The organism is Pseudomonas sp. No.21, from assembly GCF_054558415.1.
On the sequence record NZ_BAAJNO010000012.1, the window covers coordinates 143,238 to 163,058 of the forward strand.

Genomic DNA, 19,821 nt, shown 5'->3' on the forward strand with positions numbered 1-19,821 from the left:
CCCGCGCCGCCGTCAGGCCGCGACCGGTGCGTCCGGCGTGGCCTGGTCGGCGGCGACGCGATCGATCATGGCGCGGGCGATCTCGCGCTCGCCCATGATCACCAGGTCCGCGCCGTTCTGCTCCAGGTGCTCCACCTCGGCGTCGAAGTGGGCACGGGCGATGATGGTCAGTCGCGGGTTCACCGCACGGGCCTGCTGGGCGATCTGCCCGGCCTCGAAACCATTGGGGATCGCCAGCAGCAGCCAGCGCGCCCGCGCCAGCTGCGCCAGTTCCAGCACCTCGGGTCGCGCCGCGTTGCCCAGCACCGCGCTGATGCCCGACTCGCGCAGCTCATCCAGCCCCGCGCGGCTGTCCTCGATCACCACCAGTGGCGTGCCGGCCTCGCGCAGGCGCAGGGCGATCTTGCGGCCGACGCGGCCGTAGCCGATGAGGATGGCGTGGTCGTGTTCCTCGATGGCGGGCGGTACGTCCTCGACCGGTGCCTGCTCCGGCGGCAGCTCCGCCGCCTTGCGGTCCTGGCGCGCCTGCCAGCGGCCGATGGCGATGAACAGCAGCGGGTTGACCAGGATCGACAGGATGGCGCCGGCCAGCAGCAGGTCGCGGCCGGTCTGCGGCATCAGCTCCAGGTCCAGCCCGAGGCCGATGAGGATGAAGCTGAACTCGCCGATCTGCGCCAGGCTGGCGGAGATGGTCAGGGCGGTGCTCTTGGGGTGGCCGAAGGCGCGCACGATCACATAGGCCGCCACCGACTTGCCGAGCACGATCACCAGGAAGGTGGCCAGCACCGGCAGCGGCTCGCGGATCAGGATCAGCGGGTCGAAGAGCATGCCCACCGAGACGAAGAACAGCACCGCGAAGGCGTCGCGCAGGGGCAGGGTCTTCTCGGCGGCGTCGTGGCTCAGCTCCGACTCGTTGAGCACCATGCCGGCGAAGAAGGCGCCCAGGGCGAAGGACACGTCGAAGAGGATCGCCGAGCCGTAGGCGATGCCCATGGCGATGGCCAGCACGGCGAGGGTGAACAGCTCCCGCGAGCCGGTGCCGGCGACCTTGGCCAGCACCCAGGGGATCAGGCGGCGGCCCACCACCAGCATCAGCACCACGAAAGCGGTGACCTTGCCCAGGGTCAGCAGCAGCTCGACGCCGAGACTGAGTTCGCCACCGCCATGGGCCTTGCCGCCGAGCATGCCGGAGAGCGCCGGCAGCAGCACCAGGGTCAGCACCATCACCAGGTCCTCGACGATCAGCCAGCCCACGGCGATGCGGCCGCGCTGGGTGTCCAGCAGCTGGCGCTCCTCCAGGGCCCGCAGCAGCACCACGGTGCTGGCCACCGACAGCGCCAGGCCGAACACCAGCCCGCCGCCCAGGGGCCAGCCGAGGCCCCAGGCCAGGCCCATGCCCAGCAGGGTGGCGACGGCGATCTGCACCACGGCACCGGGGATGGCGATGTTCTTCACCGACATCAGGTCCTTGAGGGAGAAGTGCAGGCCGACGCCGAACATCAGCAGGATCACCCCCAGCTCGGCGATCTCCTGGGACAGTGCCTGGTCGGCGACGAAGCCCGGGGTGAAGGGGCCGGCCAGTACGCCGGCCAGCAGGTAGCCCACCAGCGGCGAGATGCGCAGGCGGTTGGCCAGGCTGCCGAGCAGGAAGGCCAGCACCAGGCCGGCGGAGAGGGTGGCGATCAGCGGTGTGTGGTGGGGCATGCGGCGGCTCCTTGCACGCAGGGAACGACCCGGCCGCAACGGCGGCTCGCGGCGCTGCGGGGAGTGGTTCGAAGGTGGTTCACGGGGCCTGGCCCGTGGCGAACGCGGCTGCCGCCGCGTGCGTCAGGTTAGCCGTTGGCTGACGGTGATTGTATGAAAAGTCCGTCAGATTATTTTTCAGGATGTAGCGGTGCTCTCGCTGCCGTTCTCGCGCAGCTCGCGGTAGCGGCGCTCCATCTCCTGGCGGATCTGCCGGCGTTGCTGGCCCTGGACGAAACGGCGCTTCTCCTCGGCGGTCTCCGGCTGGCGGGGCGGTACCGGGGCCGCCTTGCGGTCGTCGTCCAGCGCCACCATGGTGAAGAAGCAGCTGTTGGTGTGGCGCACCGAGCGCTCGCGGATGTTCTCGGTCACCACCTTGATGCCGATCTCCATGGACGTGGTGCCGGTGTAGTTCACCGAGGCGAGGAAGGTCACCAGCTCGCCCACGTGCACCGGCTCGCGGAACACCACCTGGTCCACCGAGAGGGTCACCACGTAGCGCCCGGCATAGCGGCTGGCGCAGGCGTAGGCGACCTCGTCGAGGTACTTGAGCAGGGTGCCGCCGTGGACGTTGCCGGAGAAGTTGGCCATGTCCGGGGTCATGAGGACGGTCATCGTCAGTTGCGCGTTGCCGGGTTCCATGGAGGGGCTCTGTCTCGGGGCTGGGAAGTGAAACTGTAGACGCAGCGAGACAGAGACGGAGCACAGGGACAGCGCCTGTGGATAAACACCTGGCCGCACTCCGCCCCGTAGGATGGGTAGAGCCCCGCGAAACCCATGCTGCCCGCCCGACGCCGAAGCCATGCCGGTACTCGGAATTGATGGGTTTCGCTCCGCTCTACCCGTCCTACGAGTTGCGGTTTGCGGCTGGTGGGGCTGTGGATAAGCAACTTGTCCACAACCCCATGTATCAGGCGTGGGTCAGGTACCAGCGCCAGTCCTGCTCGCCCACCTCGCTGACGAACTGGCGGAACTCCTCCCATTTGATGGCGAGGAAGATGTCGAGGAAGTCTTCGCCGAGCGCCTCCTTCGCCCAGGCCGAGCGCTCCAGGGTGCGCAGGGCGGTGAGCCAGTCGGTGGCCAGGGTTTCGCGGGCCTGTTCGTAACCGTTGCCGGTGATGGCCTCGCCCGGGTCGATCTGCTCGCGGATGCCTTTATGGATGCCCGCCAGCAGCGCGGCAGCGGCCAGGTAGGGGTTGGCGTCGGCGCCGCAGATGCGGTGCTCGACGTGGCGGCTCTGGGCCGGGCCACCGGGCACGCGGAAGGACACGGTGCGGTTGTTCACCCCCCAGCTCTTGGCCAGCGGCGCGTAGCTGTTGGCCTGGAAGCGCCGGTAGGAGTTGGCGTTGGGGCAGAAGATCGCCAGGGCGTCGTCGAGGGTCGCCATCATCCCGCCGATGGCGTGGCGCAGCAGCGGGGTGCCGTGCGGGTCCTCGCTGGCCATCAGGTTGTTGCCCGCCTCGTCGGCCAGGCTGACGTGCAGGTGCATGCCGCTGCCGGCCAGGTCGCCGAAGGGCTTGGCCATGAAGCAGGCCACCAGGCCGTGCCTGTTGGCCACGCCCTTGACCAGGCGCTTGTAGCGCACGCCCTCGTCGATGGCCTGGAGTGCGTCGAAGCGGTGTTCCAGGGTCAGTTCCAGTTGGCCGGGGGCGTACTCGGAGATGGCGGTGCGCAGCGGCAGGCCCTGGGCCTCGCAGGCGGCGTAGAGGTCGTCGAGGAAGGGCTGCAGCTGCTCCAGTTCGTACACGCCGTAGACCTGCGGCGCCTGCGGGCGTACGCCATTGGCCTGCAGCGCCGGCTGCGGGCGGCCGCCGGCGTCACGGGCCTTGTCCAGCAGGTAGAACTCCAGTTCCACCGCCATCACCGGGTGGTAGCCGTCGGCCTTGAGCCGGTCGATGGCGCGGGCCAGTACATGGCGCGGGTCGCCGGGCGTGGCCGGCAGGCCCTGGGTCGGGTGCATGCTGACCTGCACCTGGGCGGTGGGGCTGCTGCGCCAGGTTTGCAGGGCCAGGGAGCCGGGCACCGGGTAGGTCCAGCAGTCGGCGTCGGCCACTTCCCAGACCAGGCCACTGGCTTCCACATCCTCGCCCTGGATGGTCAGCGAGAGGATGGAGCTGGGCAGCGGGCGACCGTTCTCGTAGATGGCCAGCAGCTCGTCGCGGTGCAGCAGCTTGCCGCGCGGGATGCCGTTGGCGTCGAACAGCATCAGTTCGATGCTGCGGACCTCGGGGTGGCGTGCGAGGAAGTCACGGGCTTCCTGGGGGTCGGCGAATCGCATGGGGGTTCTCGCGTTCAGAGTCGGGCGCCGGGGATGGCCAGGAGCTCGGCCAGGGCCTGGTCGAGGGTGGTGATCAGGCGGTCGACGTCGGCCTCGGTGGTGGCCGGGCAGCACAGGGTCATGTTGTGGAACGGGGTGATGAGGATGCCCCGGTTGATCAGGTAGAGGTGCAGGGCCATCTGCAGGCTGTCGTGGAAGGCGGCCTCGGCCTCGGCACCGGTGCGCGGCGAGGTGGCGCAGAACTGGAACTCGCAGCGGGCGCCTAGCTCGGTCACCGACCAGGCCAGGCCGTGCTTGTGGATAAGTCCACGGAAGCCTTCGGCCAGGCGCGCCGCCAGGGGCAGCATGTGGTCATAGGCGGCCGGGGTCATCACCTGTTCCAGGTTGGCGCGCATGCAGTGCATGGCCAGGGCGTTGGCCGAGAGGGTGGTGCCCATGCCGCTGTGGCCGTGGCCGCCGGACTGTTCGCTGGCGTGCTTGCGGGCCAGCTTCATGGCCTGGGCCATCTCGGCGGTGCAGCCGTAGACGGAGCAGGGCACACCGCCGGCGATGGGCTTGCCGAGGGTGATGAAGTCCGGCTGCAGGTTCCAGGCGCGGGTGCAGCCGCCGGGGCCGGTGGAGATGGTGTGGGTCTCGTCGATGATCAGCAGGGTGCCGTGGCGGCGGGTCAGCTCGCGGAGCTTCTCCAGGTACCCGGCATCGGGCAGGACCATGCCGATGTTGGTCATCGCCGGTTCGCAGAGCACGGCGGCGACGTCGTTCTGCGCCAGGGCCTGTTCCAGCGCGTCGAGGTCGTTGAAGGGCACGGCGCGGCTGGTCTTGGCCAGGTTGCGCGCCTGGCCGATCAGGCCGCTGCGGTGCACGGTGCGGCCATCGCGGTGGCGCACCATGACGTCGTCGACGGTGCCGTGGTAGCAGCCGTCGAACACCAGCAGCACGTTACGCCCGGTGATGGCGCGCACCCAGCGGATGACGAAGCGGTTGGCGTCGGTGGCGGTGGTCGCCACCTGCCAGTAGGGCAGGCCGAAGCGCTCGGCCAGCAGTTCGCCGGCGACCACGGCGTCCTCGCCCGGGAGCATGGTGGTGAGCCCGCGCGCGCCCTGCTCGGCGATGGCACGGGCGATGGGCTCGGGGGAGTGGCCGAACATGCTGCCGGTGTCGCCCAGGCAGAAGTCCACGTATTCGTGGCCGTCGACGTCATGGAAGCGCGCGCCCTGTGCGCGCTCGACGAAGAGCGGGCAGGGCGTCGACCAGTCGCTCATCCAGTGCATGGGCACGCCGCCGAACAGCGAGTGGCGGGCACGCTCGGCGAGCGCCAGGGATTTGGGGTTGTGGGCGATGAAACGGGCACGCTCGGCGGCGGCGAAGGTTTCAACGGCGGATTCTGCAATGCCACTGGCGGTCATGTTTGAACACCTCGTTCGAATTTCCGCACATCCTGTTTTGTGATCACAGATATGTCAATAGCTGGACTGTTCATGGCAAAAGCCTATGATCGAACTGATTTTGTGATCACACTATCGGCAGGCCTGTCGATCTTGTCCCCAGGCGGTCGCTGCGCTTGCAGTGCGCCCGGGCAGTTATCCATAGGCCTGGCCATCCGTCCATCCAGGAGATCCACCAGCATGCGCAACTGCAGCCTGACCCTTGCCCAACTGCCGGCACCACCGGCCATTCAGGAGTGACCCATGGCCGACAACCTGCAGGAACAGCTTTACCTACGACTGCGTGAAGGCTTGCTGGCGGGGCGTTTCCAGCCCGGCGAGCGCCTCAAGATCCGCGACCTCGCCGCCGAGTGGGGCACCAGCCCGATGCCGGTCCGTGCGGCGTTGCAGCGCCTGGTGGCCGAGGGCGCCCTGGAAGGCGAGCCGCAGCGCTCGCTGCGGGTGCCGATCATGACCCGCGAACGCTTCCAGCAGATCTTCCTGGTGCGCCTGTCCCTGGAGGGACTGGCCGTGGAGACCGCCACGCCGCGGCTCACCGCGCAGGACATCGAGCAGCTGAGGCGCTGCGTCGAGAACATGGAGCGGGCCCTGGAACGGCGCGACGTGCAGGGCTACCTGGACGACAACAGCCTGTTCCACATGACCCTCTACCGCGCCTGCGCCAACCCCACGCTGCTGCGCATGATCGAGTCGCTGTGGCTGCAGGTCGGCCCCTTCTTCAACCAGCTGTTCACCGAGGCCGACCTGTCCCTGCGCCTCAACGATTTCCACGAGGACGCCTTCGAGGCGTTGCTCGCCGGCGATGCCAAGGGCGCGCGGGCGGCGATCGAGCAGGACATGACCTACTTCGGCAATTTCCTCATGAACCTGCTGGAGCTGGAGACTGCCCAGGCGAAGAACGGCAGCTGACCAGCAAAGCTGTTTCGGTTTGTTTCGCCGAAAATGACGGTGCGGTGCCCGGTGTTACTCTGCCGAAAGTTCTGACTAGGAACTTCCCTATTTCATACAGGGGCTCCCAGGAGCCAAGCGAGCAACCCCGGGCGCGGCCTCCGTCCTGCGCACTGATGAGCCAGAAGGAGCCGGTGCGCCATGCATGCCATCAGTTTCATCCAGGACATGGCGGTGATCATGCTGGTGGCCGGCCTGGTCACCATCCTCTGCCACCGTTTCAAGCAACCGGTGGTGCTGGGCTACATCATCGCCGGCTTCCTCATCGGCCCGCATACCCCGCCCTTCGCGCTGATCCACGAAGAAGAGACGATCAAGATCCTCGCCGAGCTCGGGGTGGTCTTCCTGATGTTCTGTCTGGGCCTGGAGTTCAGCCTGCGCAAGCTGTTCAAGGTGGGCGCCACGGCCTTCATCGCCGCCTTCCTGGAAATCGTGCTGATGATCTGGATCGGCTACGAGATCGGCAGCTTCTTCGGTTGGAGCACCATGGATTCGCTGTTCCTCGGCGCGATCCTGGCCATTTCCTCGACCACCATCATCATCAAGGCGCTCAGCGACCTGAAGATGAAGAACGAGCGCTTCGCCCAGCTGATCTTCGGCGTGCTGATAGTCGAAGACATCCTCGGCATCGGCATCATCGCGCTGCTTTCGGGCATCGCCCTGTCCGGCTCGGTGGAGACCGGCCAGGTGTTCGCCACGGTGGGCAAGCTCAGCCTGTTCATGGTCGTCGCGCTGGTCATCGGCATCCTGCTGGTGCCGCGCCTGCTGGCCTACGTGGCGAAGTTCGAGAGCAACGAGATGCTGCTGGTGACGGTGCTGGGGCTGTGCTTCGGCTTCTGCCTGCTGGTGGTGAAGCTGGAATACAGCATGGTGCTGGGCGCCTTCCTGATCGGCGCGATCATCGCCGAGTCGCGCCAGCTGGCGCAGATCGAGCGCCTGGTGGAGCCGGTGCGCGACATGTTCAGCGCCATCTTCTTCGTCGCCATCGGCCTGATGATCGACCCGGGCATCCTGCTCGATTACGCCTGGCCCATCGCGGTCATCACCGTCGCCGTGGTGCTGGGCAAGATGGTCTCCTGCGGCATCGGCGCGTTCATCGCCGGCAATGACGGGCGCACCTCGCTGCGCGTCGGCATGGGCCTTTCGCAGATCGGCGAGTTCTCCTTCATCATCGCCGCGCTGGGCATGACCCTGCAGGTCACCAGCGACTTCCTCTACCCGGTGGCAGTGGCGGTCTCGGCCATCACCACGCTGCTCACCCCCTACCTGATCCGCGCCGCCGACCCGCTGTCGCAGACGCTCGCCGGCATGGTGCCCTTGCGCATCGCGCGCGTGTTCAACCTCTATGGCGACTGGCTACGCAGCATCCAGCCCCAGGGCCAGGGCGCCGTGCTGGCGGGGATGATCCGCAAGATCCTCCTGCAGGTGGGGGTGAACATCGCGCTGGTGGTGGCGATCTTCCTTTCCGGCGCCTATTTCGCCGGCGCCCTGGGCGAGTACCTGAGCGACTGGGTGGCGCAGCGGAACCTGCAGAAGGGCCTGGTCTGGGGCGCTGCGCTCCTGCTGTCGCTGCCCTTCCTGATCGCCGCGTACCGCAAGCTCAAGGCACTGTCGATGCTGCTGGCGGAGATGGGCGTGACGCCGGAGAAGGCCGGGCGGCACACCGCGCGGGTGCGCAAGGTGATCGCCGAGGTGATCCCGGCACTGTCGCTGGGGGTGATCATGCTGCTGCTCATGGCGCTGTCGGCGAGCATCCTGCCGACCCTGGAGCTGCTGGTGCTGATCGCGCTGCTGGCGGCCGGGGTCATCGCGCTGCTGTGGCGCTGGCTGATCCGCGTGCACTCGCGCATGCAGATCGCCTTGCTGGAGACCCTGGAGCAGAGTCGCGACCAGGGCCACCCCTGAGGGGGCGGGCGCTCAGCTCTCCAGCCAGACGTCGCGCGCCCAGTGCCAGACGGAGTCCCAGCTCTCATCGGTCATGTCGCCCTCTTCGCCGGACCAGAGCAGCACTTCGCCCTCCAGGTCGACCACGTAGTAGTCGCGGCCGTCCTGGCAGATCGGTACCAGGTCGCGGGGCACGCCCAGGTCCCAGGCCACCGAGGCCACTTCCGGCAGGTAGGTGTGGGACTGCGGGTCGGTGGCGGTCACCGGTTCCAGGCGGCCGTAGACCACATCGCTGACCTTGAGCAGGAACTCGCGCAGCTCGAAGGGCAGGTTGATCAGCAACTGCTCCTCGATCTCCACCAGCAGCTCGTCGTCCGGCAGCTCCAGCGGGACCGGTACGGGTTCGTTGAGTTCGCGCAGCTGTTCGATGACTTCTTCCACGGCGACAGGTCCTCGTGCATTGGGATGCGCTTTATACAGTAGCTGGCGCCCGGAAGAAAAAAACCGCGAGCGGACCACTCGTCCGGTGGTGGTGCATTGCATACTGCCCCCTTCCCCCGACCACGACGGAGCCCCCATGCCGATCACCTGGACCTGCAGCCACCACAGCGACCTCGACAAGCAGGCGCTCTACGACATCCTCGCCCTGCGCACCCAGGTGTTCGTCGTCGAGCAGAAGTGCCCCTACCTGGAAGTGGACGGCCTGGACCTGGTAGGCGACAGCTGCCACCTCATGGCCCGCGACGGCGATGCGCTGGTGGCCTACCTGCGCCTGCTGGACCCGCAGCGCAACCAGGGCGAGGTGGTGATCGGCCGCGTGGTGATCGCCGAGGCGGCGCGCGGCACCGGCCTGGGCCACCAGCTCATGGAGCGCGCCCTGGAAGACTGCCAGCGGCGCTGGCCGGGGCTGCCGGTGTACCTCTCGGCCCAGGCGCACCTGCAGAAGTACTACGGGCGCTACGGCTTCGTGCCGGTGACCGAGGTCTACCTGGAGGACGACATCCCCCATATCGGTATGCGCAAGGCGGCGGTCTGACGCCGGTGGCTATTACCCTGTAGGGGCGAATTCATTGGCTCTGTCGGCGTTAGCTGTTGTGTTTTTAATGCAGGCGCTCAAGCACGGTACTTTCCGGGCGCTTGAGGGTTTGTGCCACCTTCACCGCATGGGTTTCGCTTCGCTCGCGGAACGCCGCCCGACCCATCCTACGAAAGCCTGTGCGCACCGATGGAGTGAGGGAACCCCGGCGAAGCCGGGGCCGGATGATGGGGCAAGTTTTTTGGTTCCTTTTCACCGGGCTGGCGTTCCAGCGATTGGAAAAGGGACTCGCCCGGGGGGCGAAACCAGAAACATCACCAGAGCTCGGCAATCAGCTGGACTCAAATCCTCTAGCAACACTCAACGCAGACAGAGCCAATTCATTCGCCAAGGACCGCGTAGCGGTCCCTGCTGTGGCCCATGCAGGGTGTTTCCTGTGGCATCGCCTGGTGGATGAAAAGAGTGCCATCCACCCTACATGTCGATCAGCCCAGCGGCTGGTCGAACACACAAAAGAAAACCCCGGGCATGCCCGGGGTTTCTTCATTGCGCGAACGCTGATCAGTTCTGGCGGATGCCCGCCACCAGCCAGGGTTGGTCGTCGCCGTTGGCACGCTCCATGCGCCAGCTTTCGCTGAACACTTCACCCTGGTCGAAGCGCGAGGTCTTCGACACGCCGTTGAAGGTCAGGGTGGCGACGGTCTTGTCGGCCAGCTCGTCGATGCCGTCCAGTTGCACCTGCAGGTTGTCGATGTAGGTGGACTGGAAGCCGTCGCCCAGGCTGGCGCGCTCTTCCTTCAGGAAGCTGAGCATCTGCGGGGTGACGAACTCGGCGATCTTGTCCATCTCGGCCGCGTCCCAGTGCTGCTGCAGGGACATGAAGTGCTCCCGGCCGGCTTCGATGAAACGCTCTTCGTTGAACCAGCTCGGCGCGTTGAACGCGCGCTGTGCCACCGCTGCCGGCGCGGCGCTGCCACCGAAGATCGGCGCCTGCTGCTGCGGCATTTCGCGCTGGAACGGGCCGCCGGCCATGGCGGGCTGATGGCCCTGCTGCTGGCGCTTGCGGGCGGCGATGAAGCGGAAGATGACGAAGGCGATCAGGGCGATGATCAGGAAGTCGAAGATCTGCATGCCCTGGAAGCCGTCGCCCATGAACATGGAGGCGAGCAGGCCACCGGCGGCGAGGCCGGCCAGCGGGCCGAGCCAGCGCGAGGCACCGCTGGCGGCAGCGGGCTGGCGACCGGGTGCGGTCGGGGTGGCGGCAGGGGTGTTGGGCTGCGCCTGGCGGGTCTGGTGGGTCGGCGCGGAGCCGAAGGTCTTGCCACCGCCCATACGCTTGGCGTTGGCATCCAGGCTGAGCGTCAGGCCGACGCAAAGGGCCAGGGCGATACTGAGGAATCGGCGCATCAGAGGCATCTCTTGGTTAGGGGTCCACGCGCGCCATGCTGCCCAGTCGTGCCTGCGATGGCTAGCGGCAGAATGTATCGGGATTTTTTACGGCTGCGCTTCAGGCGCAAGCTCGGCTACCCGTAGGAGCGAATTCATTCGCGATGGAGCTGCCGGCTACGCGGAGCCGGCAGCGAGGCGGCGGGCTTCTTGCGGCCGGAGCCGCTCCCACGGTGAACCCGGATCGATCTACCGTGCGGCGCAGCCCGGGCGGGCGCGCAGCTGGTGGTCGGTGCGCAATCGGATGGCACCCTTGGCGCCGGGCTGGTAGTCGAAGTTGCGGGCGAACCAGGCGGCGGATTGCTCCAGCGTCGCGTTGACCGGTGGCAGGGTGAATTCCCAATAGGGGTCGTCCTCCTGCCGGCATCTGGCGCTCAGTACCAGGCCCGGCAGCGACGAGTCGTCGGCGTAGTCGCTGCCGAAGGCTCGCTGGCCGAGGGTCAGGCGGTCTTTCTCGCTGTCGCCATAGGCGTACAGCAGGGTGTCGCTGCGGATATCCAGCAGGTTCTCGCCGGCCTGCTCATGGGCGAAGGGAGCCAGGCGCACCAGCAGGCCCGGCTTGCGCAGGTAGACCCAGCCTGGGCGGCTGGAATCGAAGGGGCTGGCGGGGTAGGGCAGCATGTCCAGGTACTCCAGGCGCAGCCTGCCGTCGGCCTCGGTCGAGGCGCGCAGCAGTTCGTAGGCGCCGTCGCCGCGGGTCTTCAACAGCGCCTCGCCTTGGCCGGTGGCCAGCACTTCGCGGATCGCCAGGGCCTCGCCATAACCCATGCTGCTGGCGACGTAGCGGTTCACCGCCTGGCCTTCGCGCAGCTGGTAGATCGTCTGCTCGATGGCCGCGCCCTTGCCGCCTGGGCGATACGCATAGCGCACTTCCTCCAGCGACCAGCGCGGACTCCCGGCCAGCACGCGGGTGCGTGCCGGCAGGACGCAGCGCTCCTTGCGCAGGGTGGCGGGCACGCCGGGCAGCGGCTCGCCCAGGCACAGGTCGTCGGTTGGCACATGGCTGCTGGGGTAGGGCGCCCGGTCGGCGTGCAGGGGTGGATTGGGGTTGATGGCCTGGCACTGCGCGGGGACCAGGTCGAGGGTGTCGACGAAGTCGTCGGGCTCGGGGCTGGAGGCGTAGTCGAGGGTCTGCGGCGTGCGGGGCTGCGGGCCGGCGTCCACCTCGCGCAAGGTCACGCCCCAGCGCACCGGGTCGGGGCGCGGCAGTTGCTGGGCCGCGCGCAGGCGCAGGGCCGGTGCGGGGCCGGTGACCAGTTCCAGGTTGCGCTCGAGCCAGGCGGGGCCGTCCTGGAAGCGCAGGCGCTCGGGAGTGGAGGCACCCAGCCCGGAATAGATGAGCGGGTGGCTGAACTCGAAGTCGGGCAGCACGAAGCAGGCGGGGTCCAGCTCCAGGCGGGCGACCTCGCGGCCACGCTGCATGTCCACCGCGCGGAAGGCCGGCGGGCGCTTGTTCCAGCCCGGGTCGGCGAGCACGGCCAGCTCGCCACGCACATCCAGCAGCGCGCCGGGGCCTGCATCGACGATGCGCAGCGGCTGCAGTTGCACCAGGTACAGGCGGTCCGCGCCGCCCACGCTCACCCAGCCTTTGCGGCGGGCGTCGTTGAACCAGTTGTAAGGCAGGTCGCGCAGCAACACCTCGGCCTGCGGCTTGCCGCCGTTCTTGCGGTACAGGCGGGCCAGCTCGAAGTCCTGGCCGCTGCCACGGTTGAAGAGGATCAGCGCCTGGTCGGGGCCGCTCACGCGGGCGTCCCAGAGGGTCGGGTAGATGGGCTTGCCGTCGGTCGCCAGCAGCTGTGCGAGCGCCTTCATCGACAGGGTGCCGCCGTCCAGGCGCAGGGAGGTTTCGGTGCGCTCGCGGCGCTGTCCGGTGTTCCAGTCGCGGTAGCTGTCGGTTTCGCGCTTCACCTCGAAGCCGGGGGCGGCCTCGATGCTGGTGGCGATGATCAGGCTGAGCAGCAGCAGGGGAAGGCGCACGTCCGTGTTTCCGCAGGAAGGAGGGGAGCGGCCATCCTGCCGTGGCTGTGGATAACTGCCAAGTAGGTGTTGTGCCGGGCTCCGCCAGGGCGGCGGGGCCCGGGGGCGGTCAGAGGGCCTGGAGCTTGGCGTAGGCGAGCATCAGCCACTTGCTGCCTTCGCTTTCGAACTTCACCTGCACCCGCGCCTGGGCGCCGGAGCCCTCGAAGTTGAGGATGGTGCCTTCGCCGAACAGTGCGTGCTGCACGCGCTGGCCGAGGTTGAAGTCGGTCTGCGGGATCTCCGCGCCGGAGAACATCGAGCCGCCGCTGCGCGCACCGCCGGCCACCGGGCGGCTGATGCTGTTGCCCAGGCGCACTTCGCGGATCAGTTGCGGGGGGATCTCGCGGACGAAGCGCGAGACCTTGTTGTAGGTCTCGCTGCCATAGAGGCGGCGGGTTTCCGCGTAGGTCAGCACCAGGCGTTGCATCGCGCGGGTGACGCCGACGTAGGCCAGACGGCGCTCCTCTTCCAGGCGGCCGGATTCCTCCAGGCTCATCTTGTGCGGGAACAGGCCTTCTTCCATGCCCACCAGGAACACCAGGGGGAACTCCAGGCCCTTGGCGCTGTGCAGGGTCATCAGTTGCACGCTGTCCTCGAAGGCGTCGGCCTGGGTGTCGCCGGCTTCCAGCGAGGCATGGCTGAGGAAGGCCTGCAGCGGGGTGAGTTCGACGTCGTCCTCGCCGTTCTCGAACGCACGGGCAGCGCTGACCAGTTCCTCCAGGTTCTCCACCCGGGCCTGGCCTTTCTCGCCCTTCTCTTCCTTGTGGTAGGTGATCAGCCCGGTCTGCTCGATGACGGTCTGGGTCATCAGGTGCAGGGGCATCTCCATGACCTTGGCGGCGAGGTTCTCGATCAGCTCGATGAACACCGCCAGGGCGCCGGACGCGCGGCCCGGCAGGCCCTTGTTGGCCACCAGCAGGCGGATCGCCTCCCACATGGAGACGTCCTGGCCGCGGGCGAATTCGCGGATGCTTTCCACCGTCTTCTCGCCGATGCCGCGGGCGGGGACGTTGATCACCCGCTCCAGGGCGGCGTCGTTGCCACGGCCGTCGAGCAGGCGCAGGTAGGCCATGGCGTTCTTGATCTCGGCGCGCTCGAAGAAGCGCTGGCCGCCATAGATGCGGTAGGGGATCTTCTCCCGCAGCAGCGCCTCTTCCAGCACCCGCGACTGGGCGTTGGAGCGGTAGAGGATGGCGATCTCGCTACGCGCCATGCCGTCCTTCAGGGCGCTCTCGATGCTTTCCACCACGTAGCGGGCTTCGTCGTGCTCGTTGAAGGCGGCGTACAGGCCCAGCGGCTCGCCGTCCTCGCCGTCGGTCCACAGCTCCTTGCCCAGGCGCCCCTGGTTGTTGGCGATCAGGGCGTTGGCGGCCTTGAGGATGCCGGCGGTGGAGCGGTAGTTCTGCTCCAGGCGGATGGTCTCGGCGTCGGCGAAGTCGCTGGAGAACTGCTGGATGTTCTCGATGCGCGCGCCGCGCCAGCCGTAGATCGACTGGTCGTCGTCACCCACCACCATGAGGCTGTCGCCGCCCTGGGCGAGCAGGCGCAGCCAGGCGTACTGCACGGCGTTGGTGTCCTGGAACTCGTCCACCAGGATATGGCGGAAGCGCCGCTGGTAGTGGGCCAGCAGGCCGGGCTTGTCGCGCCACAGGTCGAGGGCGCGCAGCAGCAGCTCGGAGAAGTCGATGACCCCGGTGCGCGCACAGGCGGCCTCGTAGGCTTCGTAGATCTTCAGCATGGTGCCGAGGAACAGGTCGCCCCCGGCCTGGATGTGCTGCGGGCGCAGGCCTTCGTCCTTCTGCCCGTTGATGAACCACTGCGCCTGGCGCGCCGGCCAGCGCTGCTCGTCCAGGCCCAGCTCGCGGATCACCCGCTTGACCAGGCGCTGCTGGTCGTCGCTGTCGAGGATCTGGAAGTTCTCGGCCAGGCCGGCCTCCTGCCAGTGCGCGCGCAGCAGGCGGTGGGCCAGGCCGTGGAAGGTGCCGACCCACATGCCCGCCGGGTTGATGCCCAGGAGCTGCTCGATGCGGTGGCGCATCTCGGCGGCGGCCTTGTTGGTGAAGGTCACCGACAGGATCGAGTGCGGCGAGGCCTGCTCCACCTGGATCAGCCAGGCGATGCGGTGAACCAGCACGCGGGTCTTGCCCGAGCCGGCACCGGCGAGGACCAGTTGACGCCCCAGCGAGGCCGCTACGGCCTGGCGTTGAGCGTCGTTCAGGGAGTTCAGGAGGAGAGAGAGATCGTCATGCATCGCGGCATTCTATTGACCGGCCCAGGCGAGGGCAAACCGATGACCGGATGGTCAGCCAGACGGTGCGGGCGCTGCATCCAAAAGGCCCGCCGAAAGTTAGGCGGCGCGCTGTCAAAACCGGGCACATAAAGCTTTGGCGGCACGTTCCGCTCGGGTAAGCTCCGCCGACGCCTAGGCAACCATTACAAGAAAATCGCCTATGACCGCGACACCCAACGAAGCCCAGATCGACCTGCCCGGCGGTGACAGCCGCGCCCTCAGCCAGCACTTCGCAACGGACCTGGCCGTGGAGCGCACGCGCCTGCTCTACCAGGGCTCGCAAACCCCCACATTGTTCATGCTGCTCAACGGCCTGGCCTGCGCCTACCTGCTGTGGGAGCCCGCCAACGGCCTGCTGCTGGGCGGCTGGCTGGTGTGGCTGGTGCTGCTGGCGGTGCTGCGCCTGACCCAGGTGGCCGCCTTCAAGGCCGCGCTGCCCTCGCGCCAGGCCCAGCCCCAGTGGCACCGCACCTTCCTTCTCGGCGCCGCCGCCTCCGGCCTGACCCTGGCCTTCCCGGTGATCTTCCTGGTACCGGGCGATGCCTTCCTGCAGCAGGCGCTGGTCTATGGCCTGATCGCCGCCGCCATCCTCTCCGCCAGCGTCGCCTATGCGGTGAGCCTGCAGGCCTTCCTCACCTTCGCCCTGCCGTGCCTGGTGCCCACCGTGTCCTGGCTGCTGGCCAGCGGCGAGCCGTTGCAGCGTGGCTGGGGCCTGCTCAGCTTGATCCTCCTGGCCGCGCTGATGGTGGTGGCCTGGCAGGTCAACCGCCTGGTGCAGCGCAGCCTGATCCAGCGTTTCCACAACCAGGCGCTGATCGACAACCTGGAGCACGCCAAGGTCCGCGCCGAGGGGCTCAACAGCGAGCTGGCGCGGGAGGTGGAGCAGCGCCGGCGCGCCGAGCGCGAGCTGCGCGCCGCTCACAACGACCTGGAGATCCGCGTCGCCCAGCGCACCCTGGAACTGGCCGACGCCAGCCACGCCCTGGCCAAGAGCGAGGCGCGCCTGGCCCTGGCCCTGGAGGCCAGCGAGCTGGGGCTGTGGGACTGGAACCTGGAGACCGACGAAGTCCACCACTCGCACCTGAAGGAGATCTTCGGCATCGAGATGGACGACGTCACCCGCGTGCTCAGCGACCTCAAGCCGCGCCTGCACCCGGACGACCTGCCGCTGCTGCGCCGTGCCCTGGTCGACCACCTCAAGGGCCGCAGCGACGGCTATGCCATCGACTACCGGGTGCGCCACAGCGACGGCCGCTGGCTCTGGGTCGAGGATCGCGGACGGGTGGTGGAGCGCAACGAGCAGGGCAAGGTGCTGCGCATGCTCGGCACCCGCCGCGACGTCACCGAGCGCAAGCAGGCCGAGGAGCAGCAGCGCCTCTCGGCCATGGTCTTCGAGGCGGCCAGCGAGGGCATCGTCATCCTCGACCCGCATTACCGCCTGCTGGCGGTCAACCAGGCCTTCAGCGAAGTCACCGGCTACCGTCGCGACGAGGTGCTCGGCCGCACGGTGGTGGAGATCAACAGCACCCGCGAGAGCCGCCGCCAGTACCACCTGATCCGCCAGGAGCTGGAGCAGAGCGGCAGCTGGCAGGGCGAACTGGTGGACACCCGCAAGAACGGCGAGCTCTACCCGCAGTGGCTGCAGCTCAACGTGGTGCGTGATGCCCGGGGCAATGCCAGCCACATCGTCGGCTTCTTCGCCGACCTCTCCGCACGCCGCGATGCCGAGGAGCGCCTGCGCTACCTCTCGCACTACGACGAGCTCACCGGCCTGGCCAACCGCACCCTGTTCAAGGACCGCCTGCACGAGGCCAGCCAGCGCGCGCGCCAGAGCGGCCGCAGCCTGGCCCTGCTGCACATCGACCTGGATCGCTTCAAGGTGCTCAACGACAGCCTCGGCCATGAAGTGGCCGACCAGCTGCTGCGGCAGATGAGCCGGCGCCTGGCCCAGGCCGCGCCCGAGGCGGACACCATCGCCCGGCTGTCCGGCGACGAATTCGCGGTGATCCTCGACGCCTACGGCAGCCTCTCCAGCCTGGCGCGCACCGCCAGCCGCCTGCTGACCAAGCTGCGCACGCCGATGACGGTGGGCGGCGAGGAACTGGTGGTCAGCGCCTCCCTGGGCATCAGCCTGCTGCCGGACAACGCCCGCGAGATCTCCACGCTGATCAGCCAGGCCAACATGGCCATGCAGCATGCCAAGCACCTGGGCGGCAACACCTTCCAGTTCTTCACCGACAACCTCCAGGCCTGCACCCTCGAACGCCTGCAGATGGAGACCCAGCTGCGCAAGGCCATCGATGAAGGCCAGCTGGAGGTCTTCTACCAGCCCAAGCTGTGTCTGGCCGACGACAGCCTCAACGCCGCCGAGGCGCTGGTGCGCTGGCGCCATCCGCAACTGGGGCTGGTGCCGCCGGGGGACTTCATCGGCCTGGCCGAGGAGACCGGGCTGATCGCGCCCATCGGCGAATTCGTGCTGCGCCAGGCCTGCTTGCAGGCGCGTGAGTGGCAGCGCCAGGGGCTGGCGGACATCCGCGTCTCGGTCAACCTCTCCGGCCACCAGCTGCGCCAGGGCAACCTCACCAGCCTGGTGCGCCAGGTGCTCGACGAAACCGGCCTGTCGCCGCGCCTGCTGGAACTGGAGCTGACCGAGAGCCACCTGCTGGAGAACGTCGAGCACGTCATCGCCACCTTCCGCCAGCTGCGCGAGCTGGGGGTGAAGCTGGCCATCGACGACTTCGGCACCGGCTACTCGTCCCTGAGCTACCTCAAGCGCTTCCCGGTGGACTACGTGAAGATCGACCAGACCTTCATCCGCGACCTGTCCTCCGGGGGCGAGGACGCCGCCATCACCCGCGCCATCATCGCCATGGCCCACGGCCTGGAGCTCAAGGTGGTGGCCGAGGGCGTGGAGACCCAGGCGCAGATGGACTTCCTCAAGACCCAGGGCTGCGACGAGATCCAGGGCTACCTGATCAGCCCGCCGGTGGAGGCGCCGGTGTTCGCCGCGCTGCTCAAGGAGCAGGCGACGGCGCTGTGGCGCTGACCGGCTCCGGCAGGTCGCGCAGCAGCAGGGCGTATTCCAGGTCGAGGTCCGCGGGCAGCGGGATGTAAAGCAGGTGGCCGTCGCCGGGCGCCACCTGGCGGCTCTCGCCGTTGGCGCCTTCCAGGCCATGGAGGATGAAGCCCAGGTTGCCCGTCGGGGTCATCAGCTCCAGGCGGTCGCCCACCTCGAAGCGGTTCTTCACCCGTACTTCCGCCAGCTCGCCCCGGCGCACGCCGGTCAGCTCGCCGACGAACTGCTGACGCGAGGGCCGCGAGCTGCCGTGCGCGTAGTTCTGGTAGTGGTCGTGGGTGTGGCGCCGCAGGAAGCCCTCGGTGTAGCCGCGGTTGGCCAGTGAATCCAGGCGCTCCAGCAGGCGCGGCTCGAAGGGGCGGCCGGCGAGGGCGTCGTCGATGGCCTGGCGATAGGCCTGGGCGGTACGCGCCACGTAGAAGTGCGACTTGGTGCGGCCCTCGATCTTCAGCGAATGCACGCCCATCTCCAGCAGGCGGCCCACGTGCTGCACGGCACGCAGGTCCTTGGAATTCATGATGTAGGTGCCGTGCTCGTCCTCGAAGGCGGGCATGTACTCGCCCGGGCGGCTGCCGTCCTCCAGCAGGAACAGGCGCTCGCTGGGTGCGCCCTCGCCCAGGGTTGGCTGCGTCGTGCAGGCGTGCACCACATCGCCCAGCGCGTCCTCGCGGGCTTCCCCGGCCTTGTACTGCCAGCGGCAGGCATTGGTGCAGGTGCCCTGGTTGGGATCGCGGTGGTTGATGTAGCCGGACAACAGGCAACGGCCGGAGTAGGCCATGCACAGGGCGCCGTGGACGAACACCTCCAGCTCCATCTCCGGCACCTCGTGGCGGATCTCGCCGATCTCCTCCAGCGACAGCTCGCGGGAGAGGATCACCCGGGTCAGCCCCTGGGCCTGCCAGAACTTCACGCTGGCCCAGTTCACCGCATTGGCCTGCACCGAGAGGTGCACCGGCATCTGCGGGAAGTGCTCGCGCACCAGCATGATCAGCCCCGGGTCGGACATGATCAGCGCGTCCGGCGCCATCGCCACCACCGGCGCGAGGTCCTTGAGGAAGGTTTTCAGCTTGGCGTTGTGCGGGGCGATGTTGACCACCACGTAGAAGCGCTTGCCCCGGGCGTGGGCCTCGGCGATGCCTGCGGCCAGGGTGGCGTGGTCGAACTCGTTGTTGCGCACCCGCAGGCTGTAGCGCGGCTGGCCGGCGTACACCGCGTCGGCGCCGTAGGCGAAGGCGTGGCGCATGGCCTTGAGGGTGCCGGCGGGGCAGAGCAGTTCGGGGGCTTGGCGGCTGGACATGGGCGGGGCTCGTTGCGCGAAAAGCCGCGGATTCTAGGCAAGCCGCCCGGACCGGGTATTGCGCTGGAGCAATGCCGGCGCGGAGTGAATTCGTTCGCGAAGGATGGCCGTCGCTGCGTTGGGCCTCGCTGTGCTCGGCGCCAACCTACGGGTGCTTGGGTACCGTGGATGTAGCGTGGACTCCGCTTCATCGGTCCACCAGCGGTGTCGGGCCGTGCTCAGCCGGTGGACGTAAAGAGCGACGTCCACCCCGCAGCGGTCCGGCTTTTTTGAGGAGCGAATTCATTCGCGAAGGGGCGGGCGTTGCTGTGTTGGGCCTCGCTGCGCTCGGCGCCAACCTACGGGGGCTTGGGTGCCGT

Annotated in this window: 13 protein-coding genes; 4 read left to right on the forward strand and 9 right to left on the reverse strand. The window is 68.1% G+C overall.

Annotated features, from left to right (window positions below; translation table 11 throughout):
• Positions 1-12: 12 nt before the first annotated feature.
• From ybaL to ACYJSS_RS24115, 4 genes are all read right to left on the reverse strand, one after another.
• Complete coding sequence (gene ybaL / locus ACYJSS_RS24100; protein ID WP_236205115.1) at positions 13-1,704, reverse strand: YbaL family putative K(+) efflux transporter; 1,692 nt, start codon at positions 1,702-1,704, stop codon at positions 13-15.
• A 177-nt stretch (positions 1,705-1,881) separates the two neighbouring features.
• Positions 1,882-2,385, reverse strand: a complete 504-nt coding sequence (locus ACYJSS_RS24105; RefSeq protein WP_111259190.1) for an acyl-CoA thioesterase — start codon at positions 2,383-2,385, stop codon at positions 1,882-1,884.
• A gap of 268 nt (positions 2,386-2,653) precedes the next feature.
• On the reverse strand, positions 2,654-4,021 hold the full coding sequence (locus ACYJSS_RS24110) for a glutamine synthetase family protein (RefSeq protein WP_111259189.1): 1,368 nt from the start codon (positions 4,019-4,021) through the stop codon (positions 2,654-2,656).
• 14 nt (positions 4,022-4,035) lie between these two features.
• Positions 4,036-5,427 carry an aspartate aminotransferase family protein gene (locus tag ACYJSS_RS24115; RefSeq protein ID WP_111259188.1) on the reverse strand — a complete coding sequence of 464 codons (1,392 nt, stop codon included), beginning with the start codon at positions 5,425-5,427 and terminating at the stop codon, positions 4,036-4,038.
• Between the two features lie 282 nt (positions 5,428-5,709).
• Between ACYJSS_RS24115 and ACYJSS_RS24120 the strand changes: the two genes are divergently transcribed.
• Entirely contained in the window at positions 5,710-6,375 is a 666-nt protein-coding gene (locus ACYJSS_RS24120; protein ID WP_111259187.1) for a GntR family transcriptional regulator, read from the forward strand.
• A 180-nt stretch (positions 6,376-6,555) separates the two neighbouring features.
• Positions 6,556-8,319 carry a cation:proton antiporter gene (locus tag ACYJSS_RS24125; RefSeq protein ID WP_111259186.1) on the forward strand — a complete coding sequence of 588 codons (1,764 nt, stop codon included), beginning with the start codon at positions 6,556-6,558 and terminating at the stop codon, positions 8,317-8,319.
• A 12-nt stretch (positions 8,320-8,331) separates the two neighbouring features.
• On the opposite strand, the gene ACYJSS_RS24130 is transcribed toward ACYJSS_RS24125, so the two are convergent.
• Positions 8,332-8,739 (reverse strand): SMI1/KNR4 family protein, encoded by a 408-nt coding sequence (locus ACYJSS_RS24130; RefSeq protein ID WP_111259185.1) that lies wholly within the window; start codon positions 8,737-8,739, stop codon positions 8,332-8,334.
• A gap of 136 nt (positions 8,740-8,875) precedes the next feature.
• Between ACYJSS_RS24130 and ACYJSS_RS24135 the strand changes: the two genes are divergently transcribed.
• A complete protein-coding gene (locus ACYJSS_RS24135; RefSeq protein ID WP_111259184.1) occupies positions 8,876-9,334 on the forward strand; it encodes a GNAT family N-acetyltransferase in 459 nt (152 codons plus the stop codon).
• Positions 9,335-9,895: 561 nt separating this feature from the next.
• On the opposite strand, the gene ACYJSS_RS24140 is transcribed toward ACYJSS_RS24135, so the two are convergent.
• The 3 genes from ACYJSS_RS24140 to uvrD form a co-directional block, all read right to left on the reverse strand.
• Entirely contained in the window at positions 9,896-10,741 is an 846-nt protein-coding gene (locus ACYJSS_RS24140; protein ID WP_111259183.1) for a Tim44 domain-containing protein, read from the reverse strand.
• Between the two features lie 228 nt (positions 10,742-10,969).
• Entirely contained in the window at positions 10,970-12,757 is a 1,788-nt protein-coding gene (locus tag ACYJSS_RS24145) for a hypothetical protein (RefSeq protein WP_111259182.1), read from the reverse strand.
• A 109-nt stretch (positions 12,758-12,866) separates the two neighbouring features.
• Positions 12,867-15,050 carry a DNA helicase II gene (uvrD, locus tag ACYJSS_RS24150; protein ID WP_111259181.1) on the reverse strand — a complete coding sequence of 728 codons (2,184 nt, stop codon included), beginning with the start codon at positions 15,048-15,050 and terminating at the stop codon, positions 12,867-12,869.
• Positions 15,051-15,249: 199 nt separating this feature from the next.
• Here uvrD and ACYJSS_RS24155 point away from each other — a divergent pair, with 199 nt between their 5' ends.
• Positions 15,250-18,135, forward strand: a complete 2,886-nt coding sequence (locus tag ACYJSS_RS24155; protein ID WP_111259180.1) for an EAL domain-containing protein — start codon at positions 15,250-15,252, stop codon at positions 18,133-18,135.
• Here the strand turns inward: ACYJSS_RS24155 and trhP are convergent.
• A complete protein-coding gene (trhP, locus tag ACYJSS_RS24160) occupies positions 18,104-19,462 on the reverse strand; it encodes a prephenate-dependent tRNA uridine(34) hydroxylase TrhP (RefSeq protein WP_111259179.1) in 1,359 nt (452 codons plus the stop codon). The genes ACYJSS_RS24155 and trhP overlap by 32 nt on opposite strands.
• Between the last annotated feature and the right edge of the window lie 359 nt (positions 19,463-19,821).

What these genes read in the sequence shown, in the direction of transcription:
- ACYJSS_RS24135 (WP_111259184.1), top strand. Translation starts at nt 8,876, where the DNA reads ATGCCGATCACCTGGACCTGCAGCCACCACAGCGACCTCGACAAGCAG.
- ACYJSS_RS24140 (WP_111259183.1), bottom strand. Translation starts at nt 10,741, where the DNA reads ATGCGCCGATTCCTCAGTATCGCCCTGGCCCTTTGCGTCGGCCTGACG.
- ACYJSS_RS24110 (WP_111259189.1), bottom strand. Translation starts at nt 4,021, where the DNA reads ATGCGATTCGCCGACCCCCAGGAAGCCCGTGACTTCCTCGCACGCCAC.
- ACYJSS_RS24105 (WP_111259190.1), bottom strand. Translation starts at nt 2,385, where the DNA reads ATGGAACCCGGCAACGCGCAACTGACGATGACCGTCCTCATGACCCCG.
- ybaL (WP_236205115.1), bottom strand. Translation starts at nt 1,704, where the DNA reads ATGCCCCACCACACACCGCTGATCGCCACCCTCTCCGCCGGCCTGGTG.
- ACYJSS_RS24155 (WP_111259180.1), top strand. Translation starts at nt 15,250, where the DNA reads ATGACCGCGACACCCAACGAAGCCCAGATCGACCTGCCCGGCGGTGAC.
- trhP (WP_111259179.1), bottom strand. Translation starts at nt 19,462, where the DNA reads ATGTCCAGCCGCCAAGCCCCCGAACTGCTCTGCCCCGCCGGCACCCTC.
- ACYJSS_RS24125 (WP_111259186.1), top strand. Translation starts at nt 6,556, where the DNA reads ATGCATGCCATCAGTTTCATCCAGGACATGGCGGTGATCATGCTGGTG.
- ACYJSS_RS24120 (WP_111259187.1), top strand. Translation starts at nt 5,710, where the DNA reads ATGGCCGACAACCTGCAGGAACAGCTTTACCTACGACTGCGTGAAGGC.
- uvrD (WP_111259181.1), bottom strand. Translation starts at nt 15,050, where the DNA reads ATGCATGACGATCTCTCTCTCCTCCTGAACTCCCTGAACGACGCTCAA.
- ACYJSS_RS24115 (WP_111259188.1), bottom strand. Translation starts at nt 5,427, where the DNA reads ATGACCGCCAGTGGCATTGCAGAATCCGCCGTTGAAACCTTCGCCGCC.